Source organism: Candidatus Methylomirabilota bacterium (assembly GCA_028870115.1).
Classification (GTDB): domain Bacteria; phylum Methylomirabilota; class Methylomirabilia; order Methylomirabilales; family Methylomirabilaceae; genus Methylomirabilis.
The window spans coordinates 1-14,336 of record JAGWQH010000075.1 but is presented as its reverse complement, the minus strand read 5'-3'; the positions used below and the strand labels follow the sequence as shown (position 1 = coordinate 14,336).

Genomic DNA, 14,336 nt, shown 5'->3' with positions numbered 1-14,336 from the left:
TGCAGCCGGGAAAGCGAAGAAGGTCGCCTTGACCGCCTGTATGCGGAAGCTGCTGACCATTCTGAATGCGATGCTCAAACATCAGACCCCGTGGACCATAAATATTGCGCGTAGCTCTTGACAACCAAGACAGTTGCTATCCCTTTTACGAACTCGGCCTTCTGCTTTTGAGACGTCACAAACAACAGGTTCGCGTCGGCTCTTCGGGCCTCGACAATGTAGGACAAATGGACAAGTTCATGTATCTGTACATGAATTACGGCTGGTCTATTCGGATTGTATCGTACAACATGGCGTGATCGGCCGTAGTTTTCGGCAAGTTCAAACTTCGCAGCGGTTGGAATTGAGGGATCTTCGACCAAATCGATCTTCGTATCACATTGGGATTCGAGTCGACGCACATACTCAGCCAGTATTGTGGCTCCGCTTCCCGTTTCGACGCACTTCTTCGCAGAGCTGAGTGCAAGTTGCAATGCGTTCTGGAAAAGGGCGTCCTTAGGATTCGCGCTCTTCTTCAAGGTAGTTATCGCATGGTCAAATGCGCTAAACGGATCATTCTCGACTTCGGCAACCAACCCAAGCGCATAATAGGTATTGGCATAGTTGGAATTTATCTTGAGCGCCTCTTGAAAGTACTTCTTCGCAGCCTCAGTTTTCCCTTGCTGCATCAGATTGGCGCCTATGTTGTTCATTGCAATGTTGTTTCGCGAATCGACTTTGAGGACTTGGTCGTAATATTTCATCGCAGTCGCGATGTCGTCCTTATATTTTGCAAAGATGTTTCCCATCATCAGTAACGCCCATGCGTTCTTCGGGTCCCATCTTAAAGCGTCGATAAGAGAATCGATAGCACCTTCCTGGTCTCCCTCTTCCGATAGAATTTGACCATTAATTCTATAATATTCAGAGTTCATCTTGTTCTTCGAGATAAGATTCCTCAGGATCGGCTTGGCTGCCGCAAAATTCCGTTTTTCGGCTAATGCAACTACTTTTCTGAATTCAGATTCTTCGGATAGTATGACTGGCGTATTGATTTCGACTTTGACCCAACCACCCTCGAGGGTAACAGTGGGTTTGTAGGGTCCGAACGTATAGAACTTGGTCATTTCCTCCTTCAGGACTTCAGTGTCGTTTCCTGATTCCTTCGCTTTTGGAAACAGCCCGAATAGAAACTCGTCCAACCTGTGCAAGATCTGCATCTTCAGGTACCTTGTGTGCTGCTGCTAAGATGTGTACATTCAGTTACTTATAGAGCACTTACCACACATGCCATTAGCCTGCATTATTCATGAACATCTGGCGTTCATGTGTGCGTGCCCATACCACCAGCGAAATGAGCCAGATGGGCTTCGCACCATGTCGATGCCGGTCTTCAGGATCGTGCTATGCGAAGGCTGTATTGTCGCGCCACATCGAAGACTACAAATAAGATTATGGCGCCCTTCATGAATACTGTGGGCTATCTCGGCCAGCCGTCCTTGGAGTTGGCTCAAACTCTATAACCTTTCCTAACACTTAACAAGAAATTTCTATGAAGGCGAACAGCGAAAAACCTACACCTATGGCAACCTATCCAGCCTTCCGACAGTGAGCCGTCCGAACCCAATCCGAGTCGATCAACTGGGCTGCAGACTCCACTACTCTGACACAGTTGCTCAGTGCCGGACGTGAGTTGGCCCTGAGCGGAAACGATAAGGTGGTGATTCTACGAAGGGAGTGGTGGTGGGCAGGGGCGGAATCGAACCGTCGACACCAGGATTTTCAGTCCTGTGCTCTACCGACTGAGCTACCGGCCCAAAACCGGCAGGCAAATGAACCGTCGTCGTAATTGGTGATGTGATATTTGGCCTGTCCGAGCTGGTCCCGGAGCTCAGTCGAAACGATGTCGCGCTTACGGTAGTCGGAGTCGTTCCGCCACAGCACGCGCAGCCGGTCGCGGATGGTAACGCCAGGCGTGACGATCAGGAAGGCGTCGGCGCCGGACGCGCCTTGACAACGTACCGCTTCACCTTGATGTCCCTTTCCCTGTCGCGGGCCTCAGCGATTTCGTATGCGGTTTGCATCCGAAGAAGCGTGTCCATCCTCGGTCCGAAGGCCTTCTCGATCCGCAGCGCCATATCGGGAGACAGCGCAGCGCGGCCGTTAAGAAGCGCAGATAGAGCGGGCCTAGTTACGCCAAGAATTTCGGCAGCCTTGGTCACAGAGAGATCAAGAGGCTCGATCACTTCCATCCTGATGAACTGTCCTGGATGGGCCGGACGTGCTATACGCATTGTTTTGGTCTCCTTCAATGGTAGTCCTCAAAATCCAGATCGAGGATCTCTCCTTCGCTCTGGTCGATCCTGAATGTGATCCGCCAGTTCCGGGTGACAGCCAGGCTCCATGTCCCCTTGCGGTCGCCGGTGAGTTGGTGGGCTTTCCAGCTCGGGATGTCGCGAAGTTCCAGGGCTGCTCCCATCTCCTGCAGAAAGGTCACGATGTTGCGGACCTTCTCGACGACAGGCGGAGGCAATCCGGAAGCATCGTTGCGCTCAATGAAGCGTCGTAATCCCCGGTGGATCACGTTCCGAATCGTCATGACAAAACGCTAGCAGGACCAGCGTATCGTGTCAAGCTACACTTTACGGACTATATCTGGGTTTGGCGCGGCGAGCTTGTTTACGGATGCAGGAAGTGGTGGTGGGCAGGGGCGGAATCGAACCGTCGACACCAGGATTTTCAGTCCTGTGCTCTACCGACTGAGCTACCTGCCCAAAACCGGAATGGGGATGAGCTGTTCACGGAACAGCCCGACTTTTGTAACACCGCGAAGCGCTTTTGTCAAGACATGCAGTTGCTGCTGTTGCGTCGGCCCCCATGTGCTTTATGCCAGTCTGAATTTGCGCGAGAAAGCGCTGGAATGAATCCAGCGCCCGGCACGTTCGCCCAATTAAGCTGCTCACGATTCTGGGCCGAGCTTGCTAATGCCTATCGGGCCACGATGGGGATACCCAACCCATTGGGAAGCTGCGAGAGCTTATCGTGGTCGACTAACAGATAATTTCCCGGTTCGGGCATCGTGACCTCAAACATGCCACCCGAGCCGGCCGGGACCGCGTAGGCCTGAACATCATATACCACGTTGCGTGGATTGCCACCTTCGTAGGCTCGATCAAGGATAGCACCAACCACGTGAAACGTAGAGGTGTACGGGCCAGCGTTCACAAAATACACGCGAAGCAATTCACCCGCCTTCATTTCCAGAGGCTCGTGCTTAAGCGTCCCATTGTAGAGAACAAAGTATGCTCGATTCTCATCCATTCGCTCTGTAGACGGAACGATCATGCCTTTTGAGTCGGGCTCTCCATAGACGCCGTTCTCACTGACCACAATCTCGCGGGCCGGCCTTAGCTTCTGGCCGCGAGGGTAGACAATCATGACGCCATACATGCCCATCTTGATGTGTTGATCGGTCAGAGGGCCATTTGCGCAGTGGTACATGAACACCCCGGGCGCGTTCAGAATCTTCTCATAGACGAGCGTTGCTCCCGGCTCTACCGGTCCAAACTTCGTGGCATTGATTCTAAAGGCATGGCTATCAAGCCCATGCGCCACCGTCCCTTCGTTTTTTAGTACAATCCTGACGGTGTCACCCTCGCAGACTTCGATTGTCGGTCCGGGAGTTGTCCCGTTAAACGTCCAGGCTTCCGTTTTTACGCCCTCGGCAAGGTCGACAACTTTCTCCTGCCCGGTCACGGCCACGACGATCTTTTTCGGCTCAGTGCCGCAGGTACCCTGCTGTCCCACGAAACCAGCCCAAGCCAGGCCTGGCAGAAAAATCAATCCGAGCTGAAGCAACATGACGGATAAGATTCTGGAATGGCCTCTCGTCATGGATTACCCCCAATCTGTTTCCATGCCAAGCCGCTTCTTACTCGGGATTCGGGTTGTGCCGTCGCTGCGAAGCCGAACTGGAACCTGCCTTGAAAGAGCATCACAGACCCAGGTCCGTCACTTGCGGCGTCGGGCCTGAGTAGTCGTAGAAACCCCGGCCGGACTTCCGCCCATGATAGCCGGCGATCACCATTGTCTTCAGAAGCGGAGGCGGTGCGTACCGCGCCTCTCGATACTCCTCGAACATGATGTTCGCAATGGCATATGTCGTGTCGAGGCCGACAAAATCAGCCAGCTCCAGGGGACCCATCGGATGGTTGCAGCCCAGCCTCATCGCCTTGTCGATATCTGCCGCAGACGCAACGCCCGCCTCTAACGCCCGAATCGCATCCAACAGGTACGGGACCAGCAGGCGGTTCACGATGAAACCGCACTGGTCTTTTGCCGCAACCGGCTCCTTTCCGAGCGACACGGCAAAATCGGAGACGATTCGAAAGGTTTCGGCGCTGGTGCGAATACTCCGGATCACCTCCACCGGCTTCATCAGCGGAACGGGATTGAAAAAATGCAGGCCGGCGAACCGGTCGGTTCGCTCCGTCACCGAGGCCAGCGCTATGATGCTGATGGATGAGGTGTTGCTGACAAAGATACTGCTCGGCGGGCAGAAGCGATCCAGCGTACGGAATAGATCCTGTTTCAGCGGCAGATCCTCGGTGATCGCCTCGATGATCAAATCGGCCGTTTTCAGCTCTTCCAGGACGAGGGTCCACCTGATCCGCCCAAGGAGCGCCGCCTTTTCCTCGACGGTCATCCGTCCCTTGTCAACCGCTCGTTGCAGCCCGCTGTCGATCGCCCGCCTCCCCTTATCCAACCATCGCTGCTCCGCCTCCCTGACGATGACGGCGTAGCCTCCCTGCGCAACAACCTGCGCGATACCGGACCCCATGATCCCGGCCCCAACGACTCCCACAGTCTTGATGCTAGTCATAGACGCTCCCATCGCTTACGACGGCGTGCCTACCTTCCGGCGACGCCACTCAGCAAGCCTTCGGCCGATCTCTGCTTCGAGCCCGCGGTCAGTGGGGTGGTAGTAGATTCGCCCTTTCAACTGGTCAGGCAGGTAGTCCTGGTCGGCAAAGGCCCCAGGCAGATCATGCGGGTACTGGTAACCGGCGCCGTATTCCAGCTCTTTCATCAAGGCAGTTGGGGCATTCCGCAGGTGCAGCGGAACCCCTTCAAGCGGCGCCTGCTCCACATCCCGCTGCGCCTCGCCGAAGGCCCGGTAGATGGCATTCGATTTCGGTGCGGTGGCAAGGTACACCACGGCTTGTGCAATCGCCAATTCGCCCTCAGGCGAGCCGAGGAAATGGTACGCATCCTTGGCCGCCAGCGCCACTTGCAAGGCCTGCGGTTCGGCATTGCCGATATCTTCCGACGCGAACCGGACCAGCCGCCTGACGATATACAGCGGCTCTTCACCCGATGCCAGCATTCGGGCAAGCCAATAAATGGAGGCATCAGGGTCGCTTCCCCGCAGACTCTTATGCAGAGCCGAGATCAGGTTGTAATGCTCCTCCCCGGTCTTGTCGTACAGCAGCGTCCGCCGTCCTGACGCCTCCTGAGCCATCTGCACGGTCAACCGCCTGTTCCCTATCGGCTGCCCCTCTACCATCTGCGCCGCCAGTTCCAAGGTGTTGAGCGACACGCGGGCATCTCCGGAGCCGAGCCCTGCGATGAAGCGTAGCGCCTCGTTATCGGCCTCGATCTGAAGGCGACCGAGACCCCGTTCCTGATCGCCCAGTGCCCGCCGAAGGATGACCATCAACGCGTCCTCCGCCAGGGGGCGAAGCGTCACGACCTTCGCCCGGGACAGGAGGGGCGCAATGACTTCGAACGAGGGGTTCTCGGTAGTGGCCCCGATCAGCACGATCGTTCCCCCCTCCACGTGGGGCAGGAACGCATCCTGCTGGGCCTTGTTGAAACGGTGAATCTCGTCGATGAACAGGAGCGTCCGCCTGCCGTAGGCGCGTTCCTGCTGGGCGCGGACGATCACCTCTTTGATCTCTTTAATCCCGGAGGTGACGGCGGAGAACGGCACGAAGGTCGCCTTGCACCGATCCGCCAACAGAAAGGCCAGGGTCGTCTTACCTGAACCGGGCGGTCCCCACAGGATCAGCGACGGCAGTTCTCCCGCCTCCATCGCCCTTCGGAGGAGCTTCCCCTCCCCCAGCAGGTGCTCCTGCCCGACAAACTCCTGAAGCGTCCTTGGACGCATCCGGTCCGCAAGCGGCGCCGGAACCTTTTGGGGTAGGGTGGGCAATCGGTCGAAAAGGTCCGGTGTCATCTTACGCCACCGCTTTGAGCTCATCCAGGATCCGGTAGGTCGCCTTGACCGGATCGGCTGCTGCCGTGATCGGTCGGCCGATCACCAGGTAGTCCGCGCCAGCGACCGCCGCCTCTTGTGGAGTCATGACCCGACGCTGGTCATCGGCTGCAGCCCATGCCGGGCGGATGCCCGGGACAACAAGGCACATCGACGGTCCCAAGGCGGCCCGCAGCACGCCGATTTCGTGAGGCGATGCCACAACGCCATCCAACCCGGCCTCCCGCGCGAGTGAGGCCAAGCGGACAACCTGCGCCGCAACATCGAGCTTGCTGCCGACGGCTTCTTCAAGACCTCGCGCATCCAGACTGGTCAGCACCGTCACCGCCAGTAGCCGCATGGGCGAACCGCTTCCGGCGACCGCCTGCGCGGCGGCCTGCAGCATCGACCGTCCGCCGGAAGTGTGGAGCGTACACATCACCGCCCCGAGCCTTGCGGCCTGCCTGACCGCTCCGGCCACGGTGTTCGGAATGTCGTGCAGCTTCAGATCCAGAAAGACCGATCCGCCTCGCTGTTGCACCGCCCCCACCGCCCGGGGACCTTCGGCCGTAAAGAGCTGCAGGCCTATCTTGAACAGTGTCACTGTGGGGTAGAGTTGCTCAACCAGCGCGGCGGCTGAAGCCAGGTCTCCCACATCCAGGGCCACGATCAATTCGGGCGTCTTGTGCATGCGCTCGCTTTTCCCTACACAAGTAGACGCATCAGATCTTCGGCCAGGATCACCTCACCGTCAAAGACCTTCTTGCAGGGAGTGACGAGGTCGTATGCCTCGCAGATCGGGTACAAGTGCGTCAGAACCAGCCGCCGGCAGTCGGACAGGGCCGCGATCCGGCCGGCCTCCGTCGGGGTCAGATGGACCTTCATCGGCTGCTCATCCGGGGCAGAGCACTCCAGCACCAGCAGATCCGCCTCTTTGGCCGCCTCGATCATCGCGTCACAGTAGGTCGTATCGCCGGAGAAGACCAGGCTCTTGCCATCGGCCGACTCGATCCGGTAGCAGAGGCTATGCTGAATGTGCACAACCTCACGAGGAATTATCCGGAACTCCTCGGCTTCGGTGACCTCCTTAAGCGTTTCATGAAGCACCAACTCATACGTCTTTGCGGCGATCCAGTCGCCGTACAGTTGAGTCAGGCTCTCGTAAAAGGCCAGAAAGCCCTTGGGGCCTGTGAGGTACAGCGGCTTGGTTCGTTGCCACGCCGGATTTCGGAGGGCGAACAGGAGCGAAACCAGATCGCCGGTGTGATCCGGATGGAGGTGGGTATAGAAGACTCGGTCCAATTCAGTGGCGGAGATCCCGGCCTTGAGAAGTCTAGGGAGCGTACCCGCGCCGCCGTCGAACAGAAGCGAAGAGCCGGCCACCTCGACCAGGAGGCCGGGCGATCCTCGCGTGAGGCTCGGGATGGCGGTTCCGGACCCTAGGATCGTGAGCTGCATGGCGTCACGATACCATAAAAGTCCGAGCATTGACAAGGCAGGGTAAGGTGGAGTAAGGGTTGGATGTGCATGGAGCAAGGAGGCTTACAGGATGGCGCATTGGGCGTTTGTGAGAGCCAAAGCGTGGCGCGTGGGCTTCAGCCTTATCCTTGGATTACTGGTACTCTTGCCGCCCGATCTGAGCCGGGCCGACCTCTGGGCTGATAGGAGTACCGTGGAGTTGGCGGTGGCCGGGACCGATCACCTCCTCAACCTCGACTACGACCTGGCCGAACAGACATTCGCCCGTCTTAACGACGCCGATGGGACGGGGCTACTTGCGCCGCTCTATCAGGCCTTCGTGACGCTCAGCCGTCTTCAGGATCGAGAACCAACTCGGCAGGAGATGGATGCCTTCCTGGTCGCGATGCGGGCGCTCATCGCCAAGGCCGAGGCGCGCCTGAAACAGGCGCCTGAAGAGCCTGATACCCTGCTCTACCTCGGAATGGCCTGGGGATCCAAGGCGATGATCGACGGCGTCCTGGGCAACTATTTCTCGGCCTACGAGGCGATCAAGCGGACAAAATCGTATCTCGACGCCTGCCTCTTGCGCCAACCAAACCGGTACGATGCCTACTATGGCTTGGGGCTGTACGATTACACGCTCTCCCGAATCGCCTGGTTCTATCGGCCCTTGGTGCACCTGGCGCTCCCGCCTGGCGATCGCGAGCGAGGTCTACGGGAGTTAAAGATCGCCAGCGAGCGGGGCAGTGCGACCCGAATGTTGGCAAAGCTTGCCCTCCTGCAGACCTACGCCAGCATCGAGAAAGAGTTTGAAAAAGCCCTGCCGCTGGCTGAAGAATTACTCCGCCGATTCCCCGGCAATCCGGAGCTTTACTTCCAGACGGCTCTGGTCTATTCCGAGTTAGGGCGATTCCCTGAGGCTTTGGAGGTAGGCCGTCGCATCCGGGCGAACCTGGAGCTGGATCGCCACCATTTCACCGGGCAGATGCGCCCGCGCTACTTTCAGCTCATGGGAAAGATCTACATGGATCGGGGCGACTACCCTAGAGCCTTGAGCTTCTTCAAGCAGGCGGTCGAGCAGCCGGCCGACCGGTACGCCTGGGTGACGGCGTGGGCCTGGACCCGGACCGGCATGATCCATGACCTGTTGGGAAAGCGGACAGAGGCGGAGCGGAGCTACCGGATGGCGCTGGCAATCAAGACCGACAGCATCGCCAAGGACGTGGCGAAGCAGTATCTACATGAACCCTACCGCAAGGAGACAGTCCACCGGACGCCCCCCGCTACCGGATCGGAGGACAACGTGGGATCGCCCTAATGCAGGGTAACAGAAATCGCTCGACACTGCACCCGTTCGGGCTGAGCCCTTCGACATCGTTCGTCCTGAGCCTGTCGAAGGAACGAACGATGCTCAGCACAGGCTTGTCGAAGCCCAGTTTACGAACCCTTCGACAAGCTCAGGGTGAACGTAAGTGTGTAAAGGCTTTTACGAGATGCTACCTGGTTCAACCGCCCAAGCTACGGACCAGGGTGAGGGGTGCTCGCGCGGTTACTTGCCGCCTTGACTCAGCTTCGTGAGCTGCTCCTGAGTGAGTACCTGCCGTAGTGTCTTGTAGAACTTCGTTTCCGTCTTCAGGGCCTCTTTATCTGCCGCAGCCCATTCGTCGGAGATCTTGTCAATCTCCCGGTCCGAGGCTTTCTTGTTAACGACAGCGCTCATCAGCTTCTGCCGGATCCCCATGACCTTTTGTTGACTCGCGCCGAGTGCCGACATCCGCTCTTTCTTGGCCGTATCAAGCTTGCCCCGTTGATCGGTCGAAAGACCGAGGTTCTGGAAGGGGTCCGGCTCCTTTGCCTGCTCCTTTTGGGCTGAAGCCATACCCCCTCCGATCAGCATCGTCGTCGTCAACAGTCCAATCCCTAATCTCTTCCACATGCGCATACAAATCTCCCCTTTCCGTGAAGTAGAATCATCCGTCACCAAGCAACAATACAGTACAGTGTAACGCTACTGCTGTCCACCTTTCTTTTCGGCAGCGCGGCGATAGAGCCGCTCATATTCTCTGGCAGAGCGATCCCAGGTGAAATCCGCCGTCATGGCATTAGTAATCAGCCGAGGCCACAGGGCTTTCTCGCGATACAACGCCAAGGCCTGCCAGATGGCCTGGAGAAAGGCGGCTCCAGATGCTTCCTCGAATTTGAATCCGTTTCCTTGCCCCGTCACAGGATCGAACTGGACAATGGTGTCGTCCAGTCCGCCCGTGGCGCGGACGACCGGAATGGTTCCATAGGCGAGACTGTACATCTGGTTCAGGCCGCACGGTTCATATCGCGACGGCATCAAAAAAAGGTCGGCGCCCGCTTCGATCTGATGCGACAACGGCAGGTCAAACCCGATTCGGACAGCCAGCTTGGACGGGTGCTTGGCCGCCGCCTCACGAAAGGCCGCCTCGATTTCCTTCTCACCGCTCCCCAGCAGGACAAGTTGCACGTTCACCGCCATCAACGCCTTCAGGATATCGCGCAGCAGGTCGAGCCCCTTCTGCCCGGCCAGCCGGGAAATCACGGCCAGCAACGGTACAGTCGCTCTGACCGGAAGCGTGAGCCGATGCTGCAGATCCGCCTTGCACCGGGCCTTGCCTGAAAGGTCATTGACCGTGTAATGAGCAGCAATGTGAGGATCTTTGGTCGGGTTCCATTCCTCGGGATCGATTCCATTTAATACGCCGAACAGATCGCCCCGCCGTTCCCTGAGGACGCCATCCAGACCGAATCCTTGATCCGCAGTCTGGATCTCCTGGCTGTAGCGGCGGCTCACGGTGGTGAGCAGGTCAGCGAAGAGCAGCCCGCCTTTCAGCAGATTGCCCTTTCCGTAAAACTCAAGCCCGGCCGGCGTGAACAGCCCTCGAGGCAGCATCAACCTCGGCAGTACCTCGGGAGGGAAGAGGCCCTGGTAGCCCAGATTGTGGACGGTGAAGACGGTCGCAGTCCGCCGAAAAAAGGGATCGCCACGGAGGGTAGTCTTCAGATAGACAGGCAGCAGCGCCGTCTGCCAGTCGTGGGCGTGCAGCACCTCCGGCTGGAAATTCACTCTTCGGCACACCTCCAAAGCCGCCCGGCAAAACATGGCAAAGCGCTCCGCATTGTCGGGGTAATCCTCGGCGGATGGGGTCTGATAGAGACCGGCACGGTGAAACGACGGATCGTGGCGAACAAAATAGACCGGCACTCCACCGGAGAGATTTCCCTCCAGCGCGTCTACCGCTTGTGGCCCAGCGGCAGCCGAAACACTGAACCCACTTGCAACGATCCGGAGCCGATGTCGCCGCGCATCCACAGCCTGGTAGAGCGGCATGATGAGTCGGACATCGTGCCCAAACCGACCGAGCGCTTTTGGCAAGGCGCCAGCCACGTCACCCAATCCACCGGTGTGGGCGAAAGGCGCAGCCTCAGAAGCTACAAAAAGAATTTTCATCAGATGATGTTAACAATATCCAACCAAGAGCGCAATGGCGCAACCCGGTTATCTGAGCGACAGGTTCGAGAGGGCAGACAAGGACCGAAACTCACAGACCAGCGCTCGCCTGCATCGCCGGGATTCTGGGATCGCTCAGAAAACCCGTTGACATCTTCGGAAACCCGTGGCATGTTACACACGAGGTGACCGATGAATCTGCACGTTACGCAAAAGAAGAACTGGCTTCGATCGGCTGATACTGCTGAGGTAGTTTCCGATGTGGGGTCGTTGGAGCGCACGGTAGTGAAGCAGACTGTCATATGCGCATGACCCCCGAACTGACAATTTTCGGCGTCTTTCTCATGCTGGCCGCAGTGGCAATCGGTACGCTGGTGGCCGTTGCGCGTACTGCGCAAGGGCCGGCCGTCGAGCAGGCAACCATCCAGAATCCAGGATATCGGCTACGTAGCATCTGGTTCCGCGGACTGGCGGTTGTCGCCGTCATCGGGTTCCTCCTCTCCCTCCCAGCCTTCCCCTACTACACCCGCTCACAGCTTGCGTCGTCGCAACATTACCCCGTCACCGCCCTGCAGTTCGCCTTTGCGATGCCGGCGGTGCTTCCCATCGATACCCCGATTGTACTGGACGTGACCGCCACCGACGTCAATCACGGAGTCGGCATCTATGATCCGGACGGACGGATCGTGGCGCAGGTCCAAGCGATGCCCGGCTACACCAACTCACTCTCGCTCATGCTCAAGAAGCCGGGTCAATATGTGGTCCTCTGCCTGGAGTACTGCGGCATTGCTCACCACCTCATGCGCGCCGGATTCGAGGTGCGGTGATGTCTAACACGACTGCGCAATTCGTTAGAACAGCCTATCGTGATTCGGCTTCGGATCAGACCGCCAAGCGCATCATGTGGCTCTATATCGGCTCCGGACTCACACTGGTCGGCGTCATGGTCGTTGTCGGATTGGGTATGCGTATGGCGCAGGGAGGGATGCACACCTTCCAACCCGGCCTGTTCTACTCGCTGATGACCCTTCATGGATCCGCGATGATGGTCGGGATGGCGCTATGCGGGATGGGACTCCTCTGGTATCTCTTCACGCAAGAGGGGCCGCTGAATCCCACAACAGCGATCGTTGCCTGCGCGCTGATCCTGGTTGGCGCCGTTCTTGTCGCCATCAGTGCGCTTGTCGGAGGCTTCGGCGCGGCATGGACGTTCCTCTACCCGCTCCCATTCGTCGGCACATACTGGCCTTCGTGGGCCACCGGCGTCTTTCTCGCAGGTATTGCGTGCGTCGTACTGGGCTGGACGATCTGGTGTCTGCAAATGCTGGGAGGCGTGCTGACGCGGTATGGCGGCCTCCGGGGGGCGTTTGCCTGGGACCTCGTGTGGTCGCCCAAGAAGTTTGCTGCAACCGGCCAGAAGCCCCCGCCCCCGCAGGCCTTCGCGGTCCTGGTGTCGGCCGTGGATGGGCTGCTTGCCGGGTCCGCCGGTATGCTGGTCGGGGTCGCGCTCTTCGCACGCTGGCTGAATCCGGCGTTGCCGCTTGATCCGCTCTGGGTGAAAAACCTGACCTACATTTTCGGCCACACACTGGCCAACCTGACGATCTATATGCCATTGGCGGCCGTGTACGTCGCCTTGCCTCGATATACACATCATCGACACTGGCACACATCGGCGGTGTTGGCGGTGGCGTGGTGGGCTACCCTGGCGTTCGTCGCCATTGCGTACTTCCATCATCTCTACATGGACTTCGCTCAACCGCGCGCCGTGCAGTACATCGGCGAGGCAGCCTCGTACCTGGCAGCGTTTCCACCAGCGGTGGTCACGGTATTCGGCGGCGCGCTCCTCGTCTACCGCTCCGGGTTCCGGTGGACGCTGGGCTCGATGTTCCTCTATGTGGGAATGATCGGATGGGTGGTAGGGGGAATCGGCGCGCTCCTGGATGTGACCGTGGCCTTCAACATCTACTTCCACAACACACTGTGGGTCGTCGCCCACTTCCACACCTATTTGTTGGAGGGCGCGCTGCTCTTTGTGCTCGGCTGGGTCTTTTATTGCCTGGAGGAGCGCAGCGGCGCTACCTCATCGCGAGCGGTTCGAACGCTTGTCAGTCTCGGGGTATTCGGCGGAGGCGCGTGGCTGCTGCTGGGGTGGTATCTCGCGGGCGCCCAGGGAGTGCCGCGTCGCTATGCGCTGCAGCCAGCTCCAGGCATGGAGATCGGCTGGTGGGCGTCACTGGGCGGCATCATTCTGGTCGTCGGTCTGATCATGTGCGGTATTGAAGCGATCCGGCTCGCTCGTCGACCGGCCCATCGGGAAGTCTCGGCTGCGTGACCCGGCGAGGCGCCTTACAGTTCGTAGCCGCCGCGAGCGGCGTACTTGCGGTAGCCGTTGCAGTTCGGTCTCTGGCGGAAGGCGCCGAGGCCATCGACGTCAGAAGCCACCATCTCACCCATGCGGTACTTATTCTTGGCGGCGCCGCAGCAGCCTTGGCGCTGACGTCGGCGAACCGACGCCAAACTCCCCATTCAGAGCAGCCGCAATGGCTCCTTCCGGCGATCCTCGCGCCGTTCGGCGGCATGGTATTGATGGTACCTACGTTCTACCCATACATGAACGCTCACCCGGCAGTCCACGTTCTCGCGCATCTCGGTTTCATCGTCGCCGGATTCGTGACAGCCTGGTGCGGCGAGCGATACCGTCCCAAGATCGGTTGGGCAACGACCCTGTTTCTGGAGGCAATGGCGGTTGGAGCTGCCTTCGGCTTTGGCGTGACCAAGTGAGTGGCGGGGCCGACGGGACTCGAACCCGCGACCTCCGGCGTGACAGGTCACTTCGAGGGTCGCTAGATGGACGACGGAGCGCAGGGGAGCCCTCTGTTCATGCTGACTCTCCGGGCTGTTCTGAAAGCGCTCGCATGGTTGAGCGGAGCCGTTCCATGCGTTTGCTGCCCGATTGCTGCCCGGCGGCGTCCGCCAGGGGTGTGTCTGCTATCGGTTGCCGTTGATTGCGTCCGCTCTGCTCCATAACGGCTCCACGATCACGCGTTCGATTCCGCCCGCGCGCCGTTAGTCGTAGTGGCGTAGGTGTGGCCAGAGGGTTGTCCAGGTCGCGCTGGGCCGGCAGAGGCTGAGGGGGGTTCCTTGCTCGTCGTTGTTGAGGCC

General features: G+C 58.9%; 15 protein-coding genes and 2 tRNA genes. 5 read left to right on the top strand and 12 right to left on the bottom strand.

What is annotated here, in order from left to right; genetic code table 11:
• A partial coding sequence (locus tag KGL31_08440; GenBank protein ID MDE2321925.1) for an IS110 family transposase occupies nucleotides 1-121 on the top strand: 121 nt, incomplete at its 5' end.
• Here KGL31_08440 and KGL31_08435 read toward each other — a convergent pair.
• The 10 genes from KGL31_08435 to KGL31_08390 all read right to left on the bottom strand — a co-directional run bounded on the left by KGL31_08435 (nucleotide 75) and on the right by KGL31_08390 (nucleotide 7,693).
• Nucleotides 75-1,190, bottom strand: a complete 1,116-nt coding sequence (locus KGL31_08435) for a tetratricopeptide repeat protein (GenBank protein MDE2321924.1) — start codon at nucleotides 1,188-1,190, stop codon at nucleotides 75-77. The two genes, KGL31_08440 and KGL31_08435, sit on opposite strands and share 47 nt — an antisense overlap.
• A 530-nt stretch (nucleotides 1,191-1,720) precedes the next feature.
• Nucleotides 1,721-1,796: transfer RNA gene (locus KGL31_08430), tRNA-Phe, on the bottom strand.
• Nucleotides 1,797-1,961: 165 nt separating this feature from the next.
• On the bottom strand, nucleotides 1,962-2,273 hold the full coding sequence (locus KGL31_08425) for a HigA family addiction module antidote protein (GenBank protein ID MDE2321923.1): 312 nt from the start codon (nucleotides 2,271-2,273) through the stop codon (nucleotides 1,962-1,964).
• Between the two features lie 14 nt (nucleotides 2,274-2,287).
• Nucleotides 2,288-2,578 (bottom strand): type II toxin-antitoxin system RelE/ParE family toxin, encoded by a 291-nt coding sequence (locus KGL31_08420; GenBank protein ID MDE2321922.1) that lies wholly within the window; start codon nucleotides 2,576-2,578, stop codon nucleotides 2,288-2,290.
• A 99-nt stretch (nucleotides 2,579-2,677) separates the two neighbouring features.
• A tRNA-Phe gene (locus tag KGL31_08415) sits at nucleotides 2,678-2,753 on the bottom strand.
• A gap of 214 nt (nucleotides 2,754-2,967) precedes the next feature.
• Nucleotides 2,968-3,873, bottom strand: coding sequence for a multicopper oxidase domain-containing protein (locus tag KGL31_08410; GenBank protein MDE2321921.1), 906 nt, complete (start codon nucleotides 3,871-3,873; stop codon nucleotides 2,968-2,970).
• A gap of 100 nt (nucleotides 3,874-3,973) precedes the next feature.
• Nucleotides 3,974-4,861: a 3-hydroxybutyryl-CoA dehydrogenase gene (locus KGL31_08405; protein MDE2321920.1), complete on the bottom strand. Its 888-nt coding sequence runs from the start codon at nucleotides 4,859-4,861 to the stop codon at nucleotides 3,974-3,976.
• 15 nt (nucleotides 4,862-4,876) lie between these two features.
• Nucleotides 4,877-6,217 carry a replication-associated recombination protein A gene (locus KGL31_08400; GenBank protein MDE2321919.1) on the bottom strand — a complete coding sequence of 447 codons (1,341 nt, stop codon included), beginning with the start codon at nucleotides 6,215-6,217 and terminating at the stop codon, nucleotides 4,877-4,879.
• 1 nt (nucleotide 6,218) lies between these two features.
• On the bottom strand, nucleotides 6,219-6,926 hold the full coding sequence (pyrF, locus tag KGL31_08395; GenBank protein ID MDE2321918.1) for an orotidine-5'-phosphate decarboxylase: 708 nt from the start codon (nucleotides 6,924-6,926) through the stop codon (nucleotides 6,219-6,221).
• A 14-nt stretch (nucleotides 6,927-6,940) separates the two neighbouring features.
• Complete coding sequence (locus tag KGL31_08390) at nucleotides 6,941-7,693, bottom strand: ribonuclease Z (protein ID MDE2321917.1); 753 nt, start codon at nucleotides 7,691-7,693, stop codon at nucleotides 6,941-6,943.
• A gap of 91 nt (nucleotides 7,694-7,784) precedes the next feature.
• Here KGL31_08390 and KGL31_08385 point away from each other — a divergent pair, with 91 nt between their 5' ends.
• A complete protein-coding gene (locus tag KGL31_08385) occupies nucleotides 7,785-9,014 on the top strand; it encodes a tetratricopeptide repeat protein (protein ID MDE2321916.1) in 1,230 nt (409 codons plus the stop codon).
• Nucleotides 9,015-9,245: 231 nt separating this feature from the next.
• Here the strand turns inward: KGL31_08385 and KGL31_08380 are convergent, their stop codons facing one another.
• Together KGL31_08380 and glgA are read right to left on the bottom strand one after the other, a co-directional pair.
• Nucleotides 9,246-9,632 (bottom strand): hypothetical protein, encoded by a 387-nt coding sequence (locus KGL31_08380; GenBank protein ID MDE2321915.1) that lies wholly within the window; start codon nucleotides 9,630-9,632, stop codon nucleotides 9,246-9,248.
• Nucleotides 9,633-9,704: 72 nt separating this feature from the next.
• Nucleotides 9,705-11,171 carry a glycogen synthase GlgA gene (gene glgA / locus KGL31_08375; GenBank protein MDE2321914.1) on the bottom strand — a complete coding sequence of 489 codons (1,467 nt, stop codon included), beginning with the start codon at nucleotides 11,169-11,171 and terminating at the stop codon, nucleotides 9,705-9,707.
• A gap of 344 nt (nucleotides 11,172-11,515) precedes the next feature.
• On the opposite strand from glgA, the gene KGL31_08370 reads away from it, so the two are divergent.
• From KGL31_08370 to KGL31_08360, 3 genes are read left to right on the top strand one after another with little or no spacing between them, the layout of a single operon-like run.
• Nucleotides 11,516-11,998, top strand: coding sequence for a cytochrome c oxidase subunit II (locus KGL31_08370; protein MDE2321913.1), 483 nt, complete (start codon nucleotides 11,516-11,518; stop codon nucleotides 11,996-11,998).
• Complete coding sequence (locus KGL31_08365; GenBank protein ID MDE2321912.1) at nucleotides 11,998-13,506, top strand: cbb3-type cytochrome c oxidase subunit I; 1,509 nt, start codon at nucleotides 11,998-12,000, stop codon at nucleotides 13,504-13,506. The genes KGL31_08370 and KGL31_08365 overlap by 1 nt, the downstream gene beginning before the upstream one ends.
• Nucleotides 13,503-13,955: a hypothetical protein gene (locus tag KGL31_08360; GenBank protein MDE2321911.1), complete on the top strand. Its 453-nt coding sequence runs from the start codon at nucleotides 13,503-13,505 to the stop codon at nucleotides 13,953-13,955. The genes KGL31_08365 and KGL31_08360 overlap by 4 nt, the downstream gene beginning before the upstream one ends.
• The last annotated feature ends 381 nt before the right edge of the window (nucleotides 13,956-14,336 follow it).

Coding starts and splice junctions, on each gene's coding strand:
- KGL31_08380 (MDE2321915.1), bottom strand. CDS start 9,632: ATGTGGAAGAGATTAGGGATTGGACTGTTGACGACGACGATGCTGATC.
- KGL31_08410 (MDE2321921.1), bottom strand. CDS start 3,873: ATGACGAGAGGCCATTCCAGAATCTTATCCGTCATGTTGCTTCAGCTC.
- glgA (MDE2321914.1), bottom strand. CDS start 11,171: ATGAAAATTCTTTTTGTAGCTTCTGAGGCTGCGCCTTTCGCCCACACC.
- KGL31_08405 (MDE2321920.1), bottom strand. CDS start 4,861: ATGACTAGCATCAAGACTGTGGGAGTCGTTGGGGCCGGGATCATGGGG.
- KGL31_08425 (MDE2321923.1), bottom strand. CDS start 2,273: ATGCGTATAGCACGTCCGGCCCATCCAGGACAGTTCATCAGGATGGAA.
- KGL31_08370 (MDE2321913.1), top strand. CDS start 11,516: ATGCTGGCCGCAGTGGCAATCGGTACGCTGGTGGCCGTTGCGCGTACT.
- KGL31_08385 (MDE2321916.1), top strand. CDS start 7,785: ATGGCGCATTGGGCGTTTGTGAGAGCCAAAGCGTGGCGCGTGGGCTTC.
- pyrF (MDE2321918.1), bottom strand. CDS start 6,926: ATGCACAAGACGCCCGAATTGATCGTGGCCCTGGATGTGGGAGACCTG.
- KGL31_08400 (MDE2321919.1), bottom strand. CDS start 6,217: ATGACACCGGACCTTTTCGACCGATTGCCCACCCTACCCCAAAAGGTT.
- KGL31_08365 (MDE2321912.1), top strand. CDS start 11,998: ATGTCTAACACGACTGCGCAATTCGTTAGAACAGCCTATCGTGATTCG.
- KGL31_08390 (MDE2321917.1), bottom strand. CDS start 7,693: ATGCAGCTCACGATCCTAGGGTCCGGAACCGCCATCCCGAGCCTCACG.
- KGL31_08420 (MDE2321922.1), bottom strand. CDS start 2,578: ATGACGATTCGGAACGTGATCCACCGGGGATTACGACGCTTCATTGAG.